This is a genomic window from Stenotrophomonas mori, assembly GCF_023556335.1.
Classification (GTDB): domain Bacteria; phylum Pseudomonadota; class Gammaproteobacteria; order Xanthomonadales; family Xanthomonadaceae; genus Stenotrophomonas; species Stenotrophomonas mori.
In genome coordinates this window covers 357,609-372,151 of sequence record NZ_JAIKTS010000002.1, presented here as the reverse complement: position 1 = coordinate 372,151, position 14,543 = coordinate 357,609, and the positions used below count along the sequence as shown (strand labels likewise).

The following is a 14,543-nucleotide window of genomic DNA, read 5'->3' as shown; positions in this document are numbered from 1 at the left end:
CATGGGGCGGGATGCCGGCCCCTTCCGCAAGGCGCCCGCCATGACCCTGCTGTACGCCCTTCTGGCCACCGCTTCCGGTACCGCGGCCGCCCTGCTCAGTTACCTCGCCTCGCCACAGCAGCTGTGGCGGGCGGCCGGCCCCTGGCCGGCACGCCACCGCGCCTGGCCCACCGCGGCCTGCGCGCTGGTGTCACTGCTGGCGATGCTGCGGCTGCTGGCACCGCTTGAGGCGGTATTCGCCTGGAGCGTGCTGCTGATGTTTGTCTGGTCGCTGGCCCCGTTCCTGGGCGCCTGGCGGGCCCGGGTGCGGTCGCGGGGGGCGGCATGAGCGCCCCGCGCGTGCGCCTGCAGAGCCGCCACTGGCTCGGCAAGACCCTGGCCGGGACGCTGCTGGGCTACCCCCTGTCGGTGGCGCTGAGCGGCGTGATCGCCCTGCTGACTCCGGGCGGCTTCGCCGGCGAGGGCAAGCTGCAGTTCAACATGTGGATGATCGTGCCGCTGTGGGCCACGGTGCTCGGCTTCGTGTTCCTGTTCCGCGACGCCCAGCGTGCCTGGGCGTGGCTGGGCGCGGCCACGCTGGCCGCGTCCGGGCTGCTGTGGGCATTGAAGACGGGATTGGGTTGAAGCACGCATGAAGATCGGCAGCGACATCATCAAGGTCTACAAGGACGTGCACATCTGGGTCGGCATCGTCTGCGGCCTGATGCTGTTCGTCGCGTTCTACGCCGGCGCGATCACCATGTTCGAAAAGCCGCTGGAGCGCTGGGCGACGCCCCCCTCCGCGCTGGACGCGCCGCCGCCGCTGGCCGATGCCGAGGCGCTGTTGGCGGCGGTGGTGGCCGCGCATCCGCAGGCCGCGCAGCGGTACGCGATCGTGGTCGACATCGCACCGGACCAGCCGGCACGGGTGATCTGGAGCGAGCGTGGGCCGCGACCGCGCGAAACCATCGAATACGGCGCCAGCTTCGACGCCGACGGCCGCCTGCAGACCGAGCGGCTGCGCAAGGCCAAGGTGGCCGAGCTGGTGGACCGCATGCACCAGTTCGTCGGCCTGCCCCTGCCGGACATCGTGGCCCGCTTCGTGATGGGTGCGGTGGCACTGGCCTATGCGGTGGCGCTGCTGTCCGGGCTGATCGTGCTGCTGCCGACGCTGACCAAGGACGTGTTCGCGCTGCGCATCGGCAAGAACCTCAAGCGCATGTGGCTGGACGCGCACAACGCGCTGGGCATCTTCAGCCTGCCGTTCCACCTGATGATCGCGCTGACCAGCGTCGGCTTCGCGTTCCACACGCCGTTCTACGCCACCCAGGCCAAGGTCCTGTACGGCGGGCAGATGGACTGGGGCGAGCATGCCGCACCGCCGGTGGGCGACACGCCGTTGCCGGCGCACGAACTGCTGGCCCGCGTCGAGGCGCAGCTGCCCGGGTTCCAGGTGCACAACTTCGGCTTCCAGCAGAACCGCAAAGGCCAGGCCGAAGCCTATGTCATGGGCCTGGACATACGCCGTGGCGCGCGTGGCCGCACCTGGATGCGCGCCGACCTGGACCCCTACAGCGGCACGGTGGATACCCATGACCTGCCCGGCCACCTGGACGGCTGGGGCGAAGCGGTCAATGCGTTCTTCGTGCTGCATTTCGGCAGCTATGGCGGCAACCCCGTGCGCTGGCTGTACGTGCTGATGGGGCTGGCCGGCGCGGCGCTGTTCTACACCGGCAACGTGCTGTGGATCGAATCGCGGCGGAAGAAGCAGCGCGGCGCCGAGAGCGTGGCGCAGAAACGCTCGGCGTGGGTGCTGGGCTGCCTGACCGGCGGCATCGCCCTGGGCAGCGTGGCCGGCATCTCGGCCACCATCGCCGCCACCAAGTGGCTGCCGGCGCAGGTGCAGGACCCGGGCACCTGGCACCAGGGGGTCTACTACGCGGTGTTCTTCGCCTGCATCGGCTGGGCCTTCCTACGCGGTCCCGCGCGTGGCGCAGTGGAGCTGCTGTGGGCCAGCGCGGCGCTCACCCTGGCTATTCCGCTGTCGAGCCTGGCCGGACTGTGGGGCCTCGGCGGCGCCTGGAACCATCCCGGCGGCTGGCCGGTGGACGCCACCGCGCTCGTCGCCGTGCCGGTGATGCTCTACATCGCCCATCGCAGCCGGCGGCGGATGGAACGGGGCCATGCCGACAGCGTCTGGGCCGCCTCCGCCGCCTGATCGGCGGCCCGGGGGTGACGCGCCGCGCGCTCCCGGTTTCAGGGGATGCGCAGCGCGATCGCCTTGAGTACCGCGCGAATGCGGTCGCGGGCGTCCAGCGTGTCGAGACGTGGTTCTCCACCGTGCGCCCGGCCAGAAGCAGACTGCCGGCGATCTCGCGCTTGCCGCCGCCGCCGGCCATCCTCCGCAGCACCGCCCCTTGCTTCGGGCTGGACGGCTCTTCGGGCGCGTCGGCGTGGCGGCGGTAGCGCCGGCGCACCGCATCGATGCTGGCCGGCAGGGCCTGGCCGGCGACGATGCGGGCGATGGCGTTGCGCAGGTCTTCCGGCGCGGCATCCCTCGTGGAGCGCACGAATGAAGAAGCCGCCCTTGGGCGGCCTCTGCGTTTCCGTTTCCGGCGGCGCGGGGGGTCAGACGTCGCCGCCGTCGGCCCAGCCTTCGCCGCTGCCGCGCTGGAACACCCGGTCGCCGGCCTGCACGTCGCCGGCCGGGAGGTGCGCCTGCTCCGCCAGCCGCGCGTAGATCGGGGTGAAGTCCGGTTCGGTCGCCGCCATCAGCTGCGCGAAGCTGTCGATGACGAAGTAGGTCTTCTGGAAGGTGTCGATGCGGTAGCGGGTGCGCATGATCCGCTCCAGGTCGAAGCCGATCCGGTTCGGCGCCGCCGATTCCAGCGAGTACAGCGATTCGCCCTTGGACGAGACGATGCCCGCGCCGTAGATGCGCAGCCCTTCGGCGGTGTCGATCAGGCCGAACTCCACCGTGTACCAGTACAGCCGGGTGAGGTGCTGGAGTGCGTCCGGGCCGATGGCGTGCGCCTTGACGCCACCGCGGCCGTAGGCGGCCATGTAGTCGGCGAACACCCGGTTCATCAGCAGCGGCACGTGGCCGAACAGGTCGTGGAACAGGTCCGGTTCGGCGATGTAGTCGATCTGGTCGGGGCGGCGGATCCACCAGGTCACCGGGAAGCGGCGGTTGGCCAGGTGCTCGAAGAACTCCAGCTCCGGCAGCAGGCCCTCCACGCCCACCAGGGTCCAGCCGGTGGCGGCGCCGAGGACCTCGTTGAGCTGGTCGAAGCGCGGGATCCGGTCCGCGCTCATGCCCATCGCGTCCTGCGCATCCAGGAACTCCCGGCAGGCGCGGCCGACCAGCAGCTCGCGCTGGCGCCGGTACAGCGTGCGCCAGGTGGCATGGTCGTCGGCGCTGTAGCCGTCCCACGGTTGCTCGACCACGGCGGTGGTGTAGACCGGCACGTAGCCCTTGTCGGTCTGCTGGTGTTCGACGCGGCGCGGGACGGTCTGCATGGGGCGGCTTCCAGGAGGGACGGGACGGCTCCCATGGTAGGAAGCCGTGGACGCAACAGGTGTGCGAAATTGCGCATCCATCGCCAGAATGTGCAATATTCTTGCGCGATCTACGCCGTCACCGGATGCAAAATGAATTCCATCTCCCTAGACCGCACGGATCTTCGCCTGCTGGCCGAGATCCAGCAGCACGGCCGTGCCACCAATGCCGAACTGGCCGCCCGGGTGAACCTGTCGGCCTCGGCCTGCCTGCGCCGGCTGCAGCGCCTGGAAGCGGAGGGCGTGATCGGCGGCTATGGCGCGCGCCTGGAACCGCGCGCGCTCGGCCTGGGGCTGCAGGCGTTCGTGCGCGTGCAGCTGTCCAAGCATGGCCAGGCGGCGATCGACCACTTCATCGCGGCGGTGCAGCTGTGGGACGAAGTGGTCGCCTGCCATGCGCTCACCGGCGACATGGACTACCTGCTGCACATCTACGTGAGCGACCTGGACCATTTCTCCGCGTTCCTGCTGGACAAGCTGCTCAACGCGTCCGGCGTCGCCGACGTCAATTCCAGCTTCGTGCTGCGCACGGTGAAGGAGTTCCGCGCGCTGCCGCTGTCGCAGCTCGGCCGCGGTTGAGACGGCAGGGGCGGGAGCGGGCCGGGTCGCTGCATGCCGGGAGGGAGACGGCGGCGTTGGCTTGGGCCGTCCGCTCCACCGGGATATTCGCGGTCAAACCCGCCGGACGCCGCGGATCCGCCACGATCCATTCTTCCGTAGAGCGGGGCCCCGCCCCGCTGGAGCATTCCCGGTCAGGCGCCCACCGGGCGCCGCAGGGGGCGGGCATGTTCCGGCGCCCCAAGCGGGAGACGTCGCGCCGGCCGGAGGAAACGCCGGCAGCCGCTTCAGCGCGCCGGCGCGGCGCAGCCGCCTTCCTTGCCGCGCAGCTTGTCCAGCCGTGAGCGGCCGTCCAGGCAGCGCTGGTAGGCCTCGGCCGCCGCCGCGCTGGCACGCGCATCGGCGTCGCGCACGCGGGTGGCGTGCGCGTTCTGCAGGCGGGCGATGCCGGCGCGGATCTGCGGCATCGCCGCCATCGCGGCCTTTTCGCCTTCGAGGATGGCGCGGCCGCGCTGCTCGAAATCGGCCGCGCCGATGTCCAGCACCGCGGGCCGGATCACCACGTCGGCACGGCCCAGCTCCTGTTCGCCCAGCCGCTGGCCCATGATGGCGATGGACTGGTTGACCGTGCCCAGCAGGCCGCTCGGGCGCTCGCCGCTGGCGCGGCTGGAAATATCCACGGCGATGACGAACTCGGCGCCGAGCTGGCGGGCGGCGTCCACCGGCACCGGGCTGACCACGCCACCATCCACGAAGGTCTTGCCGCCGATGGTGACCGGCTCGAACACGCCGGGGACCGAACTGGAGGCACGCACCGCCTGGCCGACGTTGCCACGCACGAACACCGCCCGCTCGCCGGTCTCCAGCTGCGTGGCCACCGCCGCGAACGGCCTGCGCAGCTGCTCGGCCGGCGTGTTGCCGACCTGGGCGTTGACGTAGTCCTGCAGTTTCTGGCCCTGGATCAGCCCGCCGGAGAACAGCCGCACGTCGCGGATGCTGGCCTGGTCCAGCGCCACCGCCTTCTGCTGCATCTCGAACGCGTCCATGCCGCTGGCGTACAGCGCGCCGACCACGCTGCCGGCACTGGTACCGGCCACCACCACCGGTTCGAAGCCGTTGGCCTCGAGCATCTTGATCACGCCGATATGGGCGAACCCCTTGGCGGCGCCACCGCCCAGTGCGACCCCGATCTTCACCGGCGCGGCCGCGGTGTCCGGCGCGGCAGGCGCGGGTGCGGTGGGGCGGACGTTCTCGCCCCCGCAGGCGGCCAGCAGGCCGGACAGGGAAAGGGACAGCAGCAGGCGCGCGTGCGTGGGAGTCATCGACGGAACAGGGGCCGGGAAACCGCGCAAGCATACCCGCTGCCGGCCCAATCGCGATCCAACGCCGGTTCGCCGGTGCGGGTGCGGCGATCCGGCCCCGGCAGCCGTCCGCCACCCGGCGCAGCGGGCCGCCCGGGCGGCCGGTGCGGTGGCGGCCTGCGGGCGCGGCGGCCGCGAGCGTCAGGGCGTGGCGTGCAGCGCCTCGTACAGCGCGTCGAACAGCTGTCCGTCGTCCAGCCGCTGCTCCCAGTACATGATGCCGCCGAGCCCGTTGCGGCGGACATGCGCGGCCTTGATCGCCAGTGAGCGCGGGTCGTCGTAGGTGATCAGCTGGCGCTCGGCCGGATTCCACAGCCACGGCACCTGCGCGTCGGCGTCCCAGTGGCGTTCCCAGCCCGGCGCATCGAGCCGGGTGCGGACGATGTCGCGCCAGGTGATGAACCCGCCGTCGCTGGCGAACGGCCGGTAAAGACCGTCGTCGGCCGGGTCCACGTCGCCGAACCGGCGGCCATAGAACGGGACCCCGACGTTGATCTTGTCCGCCGGCACACCGGCATCCAGGAAGTAGCGCACGGCGTCCTCGGTGGTGCGCGCGCCGGCGCCGGCGCGCGCCGAGCGCCCCAGCCCCGAATGGTGGCCGGTGGTCGGCGTCAGGCTGCCGTGGAAGTCGTAGGTCATCAGGTTGATCCAGTCCAGCGCGGCGGCGATGCGCGGCAGCTCCAGCCCGTCGGCGAAGCGGCCCTCGGCGGCGGCGATGGTCAGCAGGTAGCGGCGTGCGCCGCCGCCCTCGCGGTCCAGGCGTGCCCGCAGGGCCTCCAGCAGCAGGGTGAAGTTGCCGCGGTCATCCGCGGCGTGGCTGATGCCGGCATCGCCCAGCCCCGGGTATTCCCAGTCGATGTCCAGGCCGTCGAGGTCGAAGCGCCGCAGCAGCGCGACGCCGCTGTCGATGAAGCGCGCCCGCGCTGCCGCGGTGGCGGCGGCCTCGGAGAAGTTGCCGGCGCCCCAGCCCCCGATCGAGAGCACGATCTGCAGCCGGGGATTGCGCGCGCGCTGGCCGACCAGCGCGTGCAGGCGTGCCGGGTCGACCTCCGGCGGCAGCACGATGGTGCCGTCCGCGGCGACCTTGGCGAAGGCGAAGTTGACCACGTCCAGGCGCTCGGCCGGCAGCTGCAGCGGCGCCGGGTCGTCCATCACGTAGCCGATCAGGCGCGGGGGCCCGGCATGGGCGGTGAAGACGCAGACGGACAGTGCGGCGGCCAGCAGCGCGCGCAGGTGTCGGCATGGCATGGACATGGAGCCCCCCGGCATGGATGTGAGGCCACTCTAGCCCCAGTGCGGCGCCCGCGTCAGCGGGCTTCGGACAGCCGGGTCTGCAGGGCGGTGGTCTCGGCACCGCAGTCACGCGCCGGTCGCGCACCGTCGGCGCGCGCGCGGGCGATCTCGTGCCGGGCCGCGTCCAGGTCGGCACGGAACTCGGCGTTGCCGTGCAGCTGCGCGACGGTGGCGGCGGCCAGGGTCCGCCCCTCCTGCACGTCGCTGTACCAGTGGACGTTGCATACCAGCCGGCTCTGGCCGTAGCTGTGGCCGCGCTCGAGCAGCGCGGTGGCGCGTTCGGGTGCGGCTTCGGCCAGGATCAGCGCCCAAGCCCAGCCGATCGCGGTGTGCCCGGATGGGTACGAGCCGCTGCCGCGCAGCGCCTGCTCCTCCTCCGGCGTGCAGGTCGGTTCGCCGTTGACCATGAACGGGCGCGCACGCTGATAGCGGGCCTTGGCGGCCTTGGTCGATGCGCTGGCGTCGATCAGGCTGCGCTCCAGCAGGCGGTGCAGGGCCGGGGTGCGGGTGGCGTCGACGCTGATGCCCAGCGCACAGCTGAACTGGTCGGCGCCTTCGGGAAAGTCCACCGCGGCGTCGAGGCGTGCCTGCTGGAAGCGCGCGCTGCCGCGCAGCGCCAGCGCCTGGGCGGCGACGGCCTCGTCGACGGCGGCGGTGGCCGAGCGGGCGGCGGGTGGCGACGGACTCAGCGCCAGGCTGTCGGGAACCGCGCTGCCCTGCAGGTAGCCGGTGGTCACCGGCGCGGGCACGGGGCTGCCGGCGCGCGCGGCGGCGAGGCCGGCGACGCTGGCCAGCGCGGCGGCGAGCAGCAGGGCCGCGCCCTGGCACGGCAGGAACACGCAACGGGGGTTCGTGGTCATGGAGGGCTCCGCAGGCGAAGCCGGCATCATCGCACCAAAGCGCGCCGTGGTCAGAGCGCGCGGGCCCAGGCGGTGAGCCGGCCGTCCTCCTCGCGTACCTCGATCGGGCCACCGAAGACCTCCGACAGCGGCCCGCCGCGCAGCAGCTGCCCGCGCTCGCCATCGGCGAAGAGGCGGCCGGACTTCATCAGCACCACGCGCTGGATCTCCGGTATCACTTCTTCGATGTGGTGGGTGACCAGCACCAGGGTGATGCCCTGGTGGGCAAGGTGGCGCATGGTGTCGATCAGGTGCTGGCGCGAGACCAGGTCCAGTCCGGTGGAAGGTTCGTCCAGCAGCAGCGCGCGCGGCTGGTTGACCAGTGCCCGCGCGATCAGCACGCGGCGGGTCTCGCCGGCGGAAAGTTCGGCGTAGCTGCGGCCGAGCAGCGGCAGCGCGCGGGCCAGCGCCAAGGCCTCGCGCGCGCGTTCGCGCATGGTGTCGGTGACGTCCTGGTGGGCCGGCACCACGAAACTGGCGAAGAAGCCGGAGATCACCGCCTCCTCCACGCTCAGCCCGGGCATGTCGGCCAGGTTGCTGGACAGGTCGCCGGTGACGATGCCCAGCTGCGAGCGCAGCCGGTCCACCTGCCAGCGGCTCTGGCCCAGCACCTTGACCGCCACCACGCCGTCGGCGCGCGCCAGCGGGTACAGCTCGCGGGTGATCAGCTTGATGAAGGAGGACTTGCCGCAGCCGTTGGGGCCGAGGATCGCGGTGTGCTGGCCCTGGTCGATACGCAGGTCCAGGTCGTGCAGGACCCGCACCTGGCCGCGGACCACGCAGGCATGGTCGAGTTCGATCAGGGGTGCCGCAGCGGGGGTGGGAGCGATGGACATTCAGGCGTGGGCCGGGCAGCTGAAGGAAGGGCACGGCGCACCGCGCCGGATGGGTGAAGTTTGCCGCGACAGGCCCCATCATGGGTACCCACGGTTTCATCTGCCACCGAGCTGCCTGGAGTTTTCCCGATGTCCGATACCCTTTTCGACTTCCTTGTCGGCGGCGTCGCCGGCCTCGGCTGGTGGGGCATGCTCGCGGTGCTGTTGGTGTTCACCCAGCTCACGATCTTCTCGGTCACGCTGTACCTGCACCGCAGCCAGGCGCACCGTGGCGTGGATTTCCACCCGCTGATCGCGCATTTCTTCCGGTTCTGGACCTGGCTGACCACCTCGATGATCACCCGCGAATGGGTGGCCATCCACCGCAAGCACCACGCCCGGGTGGAGACCGACGAGGATCCGCACAGCCCGGTGACCAAGGGCATCGGCCGGGTGTTCTGGCGTGGCGTGGAGCTGTACCGCGAAGCGCGCACCCTGCGCGCGGACATCGAGCAGTACGGCCGTGGCGCGCCGGAGGACTGGATCGAGCGCCGCCTGTACACCCCGCATGCCAACCTTGGCCCGGTGGTGCTGCTGGCGGTCAACTTCGTGCTGTTCGGCCTGCCCGGGATCGCCCTGTGGGCGATCCAGATGGCGTGGATCCCGTTCTGGGCCGCCGGCGTGGTCAACGGCCTCGGCCACTGGTGGGGCTACCGCAACTTCGAATCGGCCGACACCTCCACCAACCTGACGCCCTGGGCGTTCTGGATCGGCGGTGAGGAACTGCACAACAACCACCACGCCTTCCCCAGCTCGGCGCGCTTCTCCATGCGCCGCTGGGAGTTCGACATCGGCTGGCAGGCGATCCGCCTGCTGCAGGCGCTCGGACTGGCCAAGGTGCTGCGCGTGGCGCCGACCATGGACATCCGCCCGAACATCGCCGTGCCCGATGCCGACACCCTGAAAGCCCTGCTGTCGCACCGTTTCCAGGCGATGACCGACTACCAGCGCAACGTGTTCGCCCCGGCCCTGCGCGAGGAGGCCGCCGCCGCCGGCGCCAAGCTGCGCAAGCTGCTGCCGCGGCGCCTGCGCAACGGCCTGGTCAATGATGGCCGCTGGCTGAAGCCGGCATGCCGCGAGCAGCTGCAGGCCTGGGTGCAGCAGCGCCCGCGCATCCAGCTGCTGGTCGAGCACCGCGCGCGCCTGGCCGCCCTGCTGGAGGCGCGCACGCACGACGCCGCCGAACGGCTCCGGCACCTGCAGGCCTGGTGCCTGGAGGCCGAGGCCAGCGGCGTGGCGGCACTGCAGGCGTATGCCGCGCGGTTGAAGGGTTATTCGCTCAACGCGGCATGACCGGTCGCGCCGCCGGTTGCGCCCATGGACGCCGCCTCGTGCGGCGTCTGCCGTTCCTGCTGGCGGTGCTGCTGCCGGGGGCTGCAGCAGCGCAGGTGCAGGACACCGGCGACTACCTGCGGCGCATGGACCTGGACGGCGATGGCCGGATCGGCCCGGACGAGTACCTGCAGTGGATGCTCTATGCCTTCGACCGCATGGACCGCAACGGCAATGGCGTGCTGGAGCCGGAAGAGCAGCCTGGCGGCCGCGGCAGGCCGATCACCCGCGAGCAGCACAAGCGGGTGATCCTCGAGCGTTTCCGCAGGCAGGACGCGGACGGCGACGGCTACCTGAGCGCCCGCGAACTGATGGCGCCGCCCCGCTGACCGCGGTTTTCCGACAACCGACGCGGTACCGGTAACGCCGGTGTGCGGGGCCCGCCCCGCACCTGCGATCTGTCGAGGCTTTGACGCATGGCCCCCTGAGTCAGGGGGCGCGCCGAAGGCGCGGGGGGTGTGGCAGGCGAGAGACGGGGCCCACGGTTCGCCCCGCGAACCGTGGGGCGCCAGCGCGAAGCGAAGGCGTGTCCCCCTGAGTCAGGGGGCGCGCCGAAGGCGGGGGGCGTGGCAGGCGAGAGACGGGGCCCGCGGTCCGCCCCGCGAACCGTGGGGCGCCGCGCGAAGCGAAGGCGTGCGCCCGCCCCTACAATCGGCGCATGCCTGAACTGCCCGAAGTCGAAACCACCCGCCGCGGCCTGGAACCCCACCTGCAGGGACGCCGCATCCACGGCGTGATCCTGCGCCGGCCGGACCTGCGCTGGCCGATCCCGCCGGAGATCGAGCGTGAGTTGCCGGGCCAGCGCATCACCGCGATCCGCCGCCGCGCCAAGTACCTGCTGCTGGACACCGCTGCCGGCAGTGCGCTGCTGCACCTGGGCATGTCCGGCAGCCTGCGGGTGCTGCCCGGCGATACCCCGGTGCGTGCCCACGACCACGTGGACATCAGCCTGGAGGACGGCCGGCTGCTGCGCTTCAACGATCCGCGCCGCTTCGGCTGCCTGCTGTGGCAGGCACCGGGGGAGACCCACGAACTGCTGGGCGGCCTCGGTCCGGAACCGCTGGACGACGCCTTCGACGGCGACTACCTGTTCGCGCGCAGCCGCGGCCGCCGGGTGCCGGTGAAGGCGTTCCTGATGGACCAGCGCATCGTCGTCGGCGTCGGCAACATCTATGCCGCCGAAAGCCTGTTCATGGCCGGAATCAGCCCCCTGCGCGAGGCGGGCAGGGTCTCGCGCGAACGCTACCGGCGGCTCGCCGCGGCGGCCAGGCAGATCCTCGGCCACGCCATCACCCGCGGCGGCACGACCCTGCGCGACTTCATCAGCCCCGACGGCGCGCCCGGCTACTTCGAACAGGAGCTGTCGGTCTACGGCCGCGAGGGCGCTGCCTGCGTGCGCTGCGGCCAGGCGCTGCGCCACGCCAGCATCGGCCAGCGCGCGACGGTCTGGTGCGGCCGCTGCCAGCGGTGAGCCGCCCGCCGCGCGGCAGGGTCGCTTCGTTCACCCGCCGCTGCCTATCATCCCTCCATCCCAATCCGGACCATCGCATGCATCGACGCGACTTTCTCCGCCGCGCCTCGCTCGCCCTGGCCGCCTTCGGCCTCCCCGTCCTGCCGGCCTGCGCGGCCACCGACAAGCGGCAGCTCGGCCTGCGCCGCATCGGCCAGCCGCAGCCGTTCGATTTCGCCGCGCTCAAGGGCCAGGCCCGGGCCCTCGCGCAGGCGCCGTACCGCAGCCACAAGCGCGCGCTGCCGGCGGAGGTGGAAGCCCTGGACTGGGACCAGTACCAGTCCATCGGCTACCGCCAGGACCACGCGCTGTGGGCCGACCAGCCCGGCAGGTTCCAGGCCAAGTTCTTCCATCTTGGCCTGTACTTCCACACCCCGGTGCGGATGTTCGACGTGGTCGACGGGCAGGCGCAGGAGCTGGCCTACGACCCGGCCGCGTTCGACTACGGCAAGAGCGGCATCCACGGCGACCGCCTGCCGGCCGACCTGGGATTCGCCGGCTTCCGCCTGAACACCCGCAAGGACACCGACCGCGACTTCGCCGCCTTCCTCGGCGCCAGCTACTTCCGTGCGGTCGGCAAGGAGGGCCAGTACGGCCAGTCCGCGCGCGGGCTGGCGATCGACACCGGCATGGGCAAGCCGGAGGAATTCCCGGACTTCATCGCCTACTACCTGGAGCAGCCCGGGCCCGGCTCGGACAGCATCGTGGTCCATGGCCTGCTGGATTCGCCCAGCGTGGCCGGCGCCTACCGCTTCACCATCACCAACGGCGACGTGCTGCTGATGGACATCGACAGCGCGCTGTATCCGCGCAGGGAGATCGAGCGGCTGGGCATCGCGCCCTGCACCAGCATGTACCAGGTGGGCGAGAACGACCGCCGCATGGCCTGGGACTGGCGGCCGGAGATCCACGACACCGATGGGCTGTCGCTGTGGACCGGTGGCGGCGAATGGATCTGGCGGCCGCTGTGCAATCCCGAGCAGCTGCGCTTCAACATGTTCATGGACCGCAACCCGCGCGGGTTCGGCCTGCTGCAGCGGGACCGCAACTTCGACCACTACCAGGACGACGGCGTGTTCTACGAGAAGCGGCCCTCGCTGTGGGTGGAGCCGAAGGGCGAATGGGGCGAAGGCTCGGTGCAGCTGGTGGAGATCCCCACCGTCGACGAGACCTTCGACAACATCGTCGCCTTCTGGAACCCGGCGGCCAAGCCGCAGCCCGGGCAGGAGCTGCTGATCGGCTACCGCCTGTACTGGGGCGCGCAGCCGCCGGCGCGGCCGTCGTTGGCGCAGTGCGTGGCCAGCCGCACCGGGCTGGGCGGGGTCATCGGCCGCAAGCGCGACTATTTCTCCTGGCGCTTCGCGGTGGATTTCGAGGGCGGCGAACTGGCCGCGCTGATCGACAAGGCCGAGGTCGAAGCGGTGGTCGAAGCCAGCCGCGGCCGGGTGGAGATCGTCTCCGCACGCCCGCTGCGCGAGATCCAGGGTTACCGTGCGATGTTCGACCTGGTGCCGCCGGACGACGGCACCGGGCAGATCGACCTGCGCCTGTACCTGCGCAGCGGCGGCCGCACCCTCACCGAGACCTGGCTGTACCAGTACACGCCGCCGGATGCGGCCCGGCGCACGCTGTACTGACCGCCGCCGGCCTCATGCCGGCGTGCGGGCGCACAGGAAGGTCCACAGGTCGCGGTAGGAGGGAATCAGCACCTCCTGTTCGCAGCGGTCCTGGAAATGGGCGTCGATCGCGTCGCGGATGACCGGCAGCAGCCGGCGGCGTTCGGCGCGGTCGGCCGGGTCGGCATGACCGTGGCCGCAGCACTGCATCGAGAACACCCCGCCCGGCCGCAGCGCGCGGGCGGCCAGCGCCACGATGTGGCGCACGAACGCATCGCGCGACTGGCCCTCGCGCACCGGGTCCATCGTCAGGTCGTAGATCACCGCGTCCAGGCCGCGCGCGTCGGCGATCCATGCGAATGCATCGCCGACGCGCAGGTCGGCATCGGCATGCGCGAAGGCGTCGCCGCATACCGCCGGCAGGTGGGCGCGGCACAGCTCGATCACCCGGGCGTCGATCTCGACCAGGGTCACCCGCGGGCGTGGCGTGCGTGGTTCAAGGCTGCGCAGCAGCTGCCAGAGCACGCCGCCGTCGCCGCCACCGAGGATGGCGATCCGCTCGAGCCGCTCCAGGCCCAGCAGCGGGTTGGTCATGGCGATGCCGTAGGCGGCATCGGACTCGGAGATCTGCAAGTCGCCATCGAGGAACAACTGGCCGCCGAAAACCGGATGGCGGACGATGCGCGCCTGTTGCAGGCCGGTGTGCTCGTCGGTGACCAGGACGCCCTCGCCGGGAAGCGCGGGGCGGGAAACCGCTTCATGGAAGCCGGCGCGGTGGCCGTGGAGTGGTGGCATTGGATATCCGCGGTGAAGAACCAGAACGACCGCTTCATCCTCTGCAAACTTCCCCGCGGATGCAAATCGCCTACAGCGGCAGCGGCGCCTGCATCGGGTCGATCCGCCCCTCGCCGCGGGTGATCTTCTTGAACTCGGCGCGGCTGACCGATACATAGCGGTCGTTGCCGCCGATCTCCACCTGCGGGCCGTCCTGCACGGCGAAGCCGTTGGCGTCCACGCGCACGGTCATGGTCGCCTTCTTGCCGCTGTGGCAGATGGTCTTGATCTCCTGCATCTCGTCGGCCCAGGCCAGCAGGTACTGGCTGCCCTCGAACAGCTCGCCGCGGAAATCGGTCCGTAGGCCGTAGCACAGCACCGGGATGCGCAGCTGGTCGACGACTTCGCTCAGCTGCCACACCTGCGCCTTGCTCAGGAACTGCGCTTCGTCCACCAGCACGCATCCCAGCCGTCCCTGCGTGGCGATGTCGTGTTCGATCAGCCGGCGCAGGTCGGTATCCGGCTCGAAGGCGATGGCCTCGGCCTGCAGGCCGATCCGCGAGGCGACCACGCCCCGCCCGGCGCGGTGATCCAGGCGCGGGGTCATGATCGCCACCCGCATGCCCCGCTCGCGGTAGTTGTGCGCCGACTGCAGCAGGGTGGTGGTCTTCCCGGCATTCATCGCCGAGTAGTAGAAGTAGAGCTTGGCCATGGCGCATTTTAACGCGTGCGCCGGTCGGCCCGGCCGATGGCTTACACTGCCGCCCTGCGATGGACCCGACCCCATG

Annotated in this window: 15 protein-coding genes; 8 read left to right on the top strand and 7 right to left on the bottom strand. The window is 71.3% G+C overall.

Annotation, left to right across the window (positions count from 1 at the left end):
* Positions 1–40 precede the first annotated feature (40 nt).
* The 3 genes from K5L01_RS09165 to K5L01_RS09155 are packed head-to-tail and all read left to right on the top strand — an operon-like array spanning position 41 to position 2,197.
* On the top strand, positions 41–328 hold the full coding sequence (locus K5L01_RS09165) for a hypothetical protein (RefSeq protein ID WP_250064069.1): 288 nt from the start codon (positions 41–43) through the stop codon (positions 326–328).
* Positions 325–624, top strand: coding sequence for a hypothetical protein (locus K5L01_RS09160; protein ID WP_250064068.1), 300 nt, complete (start codon positions 325–327; stop codon positions 622–624). Before K5L01_RS09165 ends, K5L01_RS09160 begins: the two co-directional genes overlap by 4 nt.
* A gap of 7 nt (positions 625–631) precedes the next feature.
* A complete protein-coding gene (locus K5L01_RS09155; protein ID WP_250064067.1) occupies positions 632–2,197 on the top strand; it encodes a PepSY-associated TM helix domain-containing protein in 1,566 nt (521 codons plus the stop codon).
* A 410-nt stretch (positions 2,198–2,607) separates the two neighbouring features.
* On the opposite strand, the gene phhA is transcribed toward K5L01_RS09155, so the two are convergent.
* On the bottom strand, positions 2,608–3,498 hold the full coding sequence (gene phhA / locus K5L01_RS09150; protein ID WP_250064066.1) for a phenylalanine 4-monooxygenase: 891 nt from the start codon (positions 3,496–3,498) through the stop codon (positions 2,608–2,610).
* 132 nt (positions 3,499–3,630) lie between these two features.
* Here phhA and K5L01_RS09145 point away from each other — a divergent pair, with 132 nt between their 5' ends.
* Positions 3,631–4,116 (top strand): Lrp/AsnC family transcriptional regulator, encoded by a 486-nt coding sequence (locus K5L01_RS09145; protein ID WP_250064065.1) that lies wholly within the window; start codon positions 3,631–3,633, stop codon positions 4,114–4,116.
* Positions 4,117–4,382: 266 nt separating this feature from the next.
* Here the strand turns inward: K5L01_RS09145 and K5L01_RS09140 are convergent, their stop codons facing one another.
* The 4 genes from K5L01_RS09140 to K5L01_RS09125 all read right to left on the bottom strand — a co-directional run bounded on the left by K5L01_RS09140 (position 4,383) and on the right by K5L01_RS09125 (position 8,484).
* Positions 4,383–5,417, bottom strand: a complete 1,035-nt coding sequence (locus K5L01_RS09140) for a patatin-like phospholipase family protein (RefSeq protein ID WP_250064064.1) — start codon at positions 5,415–5,417, stop codon at positions 4,383–4,385.
* Between the two features lie 180 nt (positions 5,418–5,597).
* Entirely contained in the window at positions 5,598–6,710 is a 1,113-nt protein-coding gene (locus K5L01_RS09135; RefSeq protein ID WP_250064063.1) for a glycoside hydrolase family 18 protein, read from the bottom strand.
* A 53-nt stretch (positions 6,711–6,763) separates the two neighbouring features.
* Complete coding sequence (locus tag K5L01_RS09130) at positions 6,764–7,609, bottom strand: acid phosphatase (protein WP_250064062.1); 846 nt, start codon at positions 7,607–7,609, stop codon at positions 6,764–6,766.
* A 50-nt stretch (positions 7,610–7,659) separates the two neighbouring features.
* Positions 7,660–8,484 (bottom strand): ABC transporter ATP-binding protein, encoded by an 825-nt coding sequence (locus tag K5L01_RS09125; RefSeq protein WP_250064061.1) that lies wholly within the window; start codon positions 8,482–8,484, stop codon positions 7,660–7,662.
* Positions 8,485–8,613: 129 nt separating this feature from the next.
* On the opposite strand from K5L01_RS09125, the gene K5L01_RS09120 reads away from it, so the two are divergent.
* The 4 genes from K5L01_RS09120 to K5L01_RS09105 all read left to right on the top strand — a co-directional run bounded on the left by K5L01_RS09120 (position 8,614) and on the right by K5L01_RS09105 (position 13,002).
* A complete protein-coding gene (locus K5L01_RS09120) occupies positions 8,614–9,816 on the top strand; it encodes a DesA family fatty acid desaturase (RefSeq protein WP_250064060.1) in 1,203 nt (400 codons plus the stop codon).
* Complete coding sequence (locus K5L01_RS09115) at positions 9,813–10,184, top strand: EF-hand domain-containing protein (RefSeq protein ID WP_250064059.1); 372 nt, start codon at positions 9,813–9,815, stop codon at positions 10,182–10,184. The genes K5L01_RS09120 and K5L01_RS09115 overlap by 4 nt, the downstream gene beginning before the upstream one ends.
* Positions 10,185–10,513: 329 nt before the next feature.
* A complete protein-coding gene (gene mutM / locus K5L01_RS09110) occupies positions 10,514–11,326 on the top strand; it encodes a bifunctional DNA-formamidopyrimidine glycosylase/DNA-(apurinic or apyrimidinic site) lyase (protein WP_250064058.1) in 813 nt (270 codons plus the stop codon).
* Between the two features lie 77 nt (positions 11,327–11,403).
* A complete protein-coding gene (locus tag K5L01_RS09105; RefSeq protein ID WP_250064057.1) occupies positions 11,404–13,002 on the top strand; it encodes an OpgD/OpgG family glucan biosynthesis protein in 1,599 nt (532 codons plus the stop codon).
* A 12-nt stretch (positions 13,003–13,014) separates the two neighbouring features.
* Here K5L01_RS09105 and K5L01_RS09100 read toward each other — a convergent pair whose 3' ends face one another.
* Positions 13,015–13,776, bottom strand: a complete 762-nt coding sequence (locus tag K5L01_RS09100) for a spermidine synthase (protein ID WP_250064056.1) — start codon at positions 13,774–13,776, stop codon at positions 13,015–13,017.
* 70 nt (positions 13,777–13,846) lie between these two features.
* Complete coding sequence (locus tag K5L01_RS09095) at positions 13,847–14,467, bottom strand: thymidine kinase (RefSeq protein WP_250064055.1); 621 nt, start codon at positions 14,465–14,467, stop codon at positions 13,847–13,849.
* Positions 14,468–14,543: the final 76 nt, after the last annotated feature.

Coding starts and splice junctions, on each gene's coding strand:
- K5L01_RS09165 (WP_250064069.1), top strand. CDS start 41: ATGACCCTGCTGTACGCCCTTCTGGCCACCGCTTCCGGTACCGCGGCC.
- K5L01_RS09160 (WP_250064068.1), top strand. CDS start 325: ATGAGCGCCCCGCGCGTGCGCCTGCAGAGCCGCCACTGGCTCGGCAAG.
- K5L01_RS09155 (WP_250064067.1), top strand. CDS start 632: ATGAAGATCGGCAGCGACATCATCAAGGTCTACAAGGACGTGCACATC.
- phhA (WP_250064066.1), bottom strand. CDS start 3,498: ATGCAGACCGTCCCGCGCCGCGTCGAACACCAGCAGACCGACAAGGGC.
- K5L01_RS09145 (WP_250064065.1), top strand. CDS start 3,631: ATGAATTCCATCTCCCTAGACCGCACGGATCTTCGCCTGCTGGCCGAG.
- K5L01_RS09140 (WP_250064064.1), bottom strand. CDS start 5,417: ATGACTCCCACGCACGCGCGCCTGCTGCTGTCCCTTTCCCTGTCCGGC.
- K5L01_RS09135 (WP_250064063.1), bottom strand. CDS start 6,710: ATGTCCATGCCATGCCGACACCTGCGCGCGCTGCTGGCCGCCGCACTG.
- K5L01_RS09130 (WP_250064062.1), bottom strand. CDS start 7,609: ATGACCACGAACCCCCGTTGCGTGTTCCTGCCGTGCCAGGGCGCGGCC.
- K5L01_RS09125 (WP_250064061.1), bottom strand. CDS start 8,484: ATGTCCATCGCTCCCACCCCCGCTGCGGCACCCCTGATCGAACTCGAC.
- K5L01_RS09120 (WP_250064060.1), top strand. CDS start 8,614: ATGTCCGATACCCTTTTCGACTTCCTTGTCGGCGGCGTCGCCGGCCTC.
- K5L01_RS09115 (WP_250064059.1), top strand. CDS start 9,813: ATGACCGGTCGCGCCGCCGGTTGCGCCCATGGACGCCGCCTCGTGCGG.
- mutM (WP_250064058.1), top strand. CDS start 10,514: ATGCCTGAACTGCCCGAAGTCGAAACCACCCGCCGCGGCCTGGAACCC.
- K5L01_RS09105 (WP_250064057.1), top strand. CDS start 11,404: ATGCATCGACGCGACTTTCTCCGCCGCGCCTCGCTCGCCCTGGCCGCC.
- K5L01_RS09100 (WP_250064056.1), bottom strand. CDS start 13,776: ATGCCACCACTCCACGGCCACCGCGCCGGCTTCCATGAAGCGGTTTCC.
- K5L01_RS09095 (WP_250064055.1), bottom strand. CDS start 14,467: ATGGCCAAGCTCTACTTCTACTACTCGGCGATGAATGCCGGGAAGACC.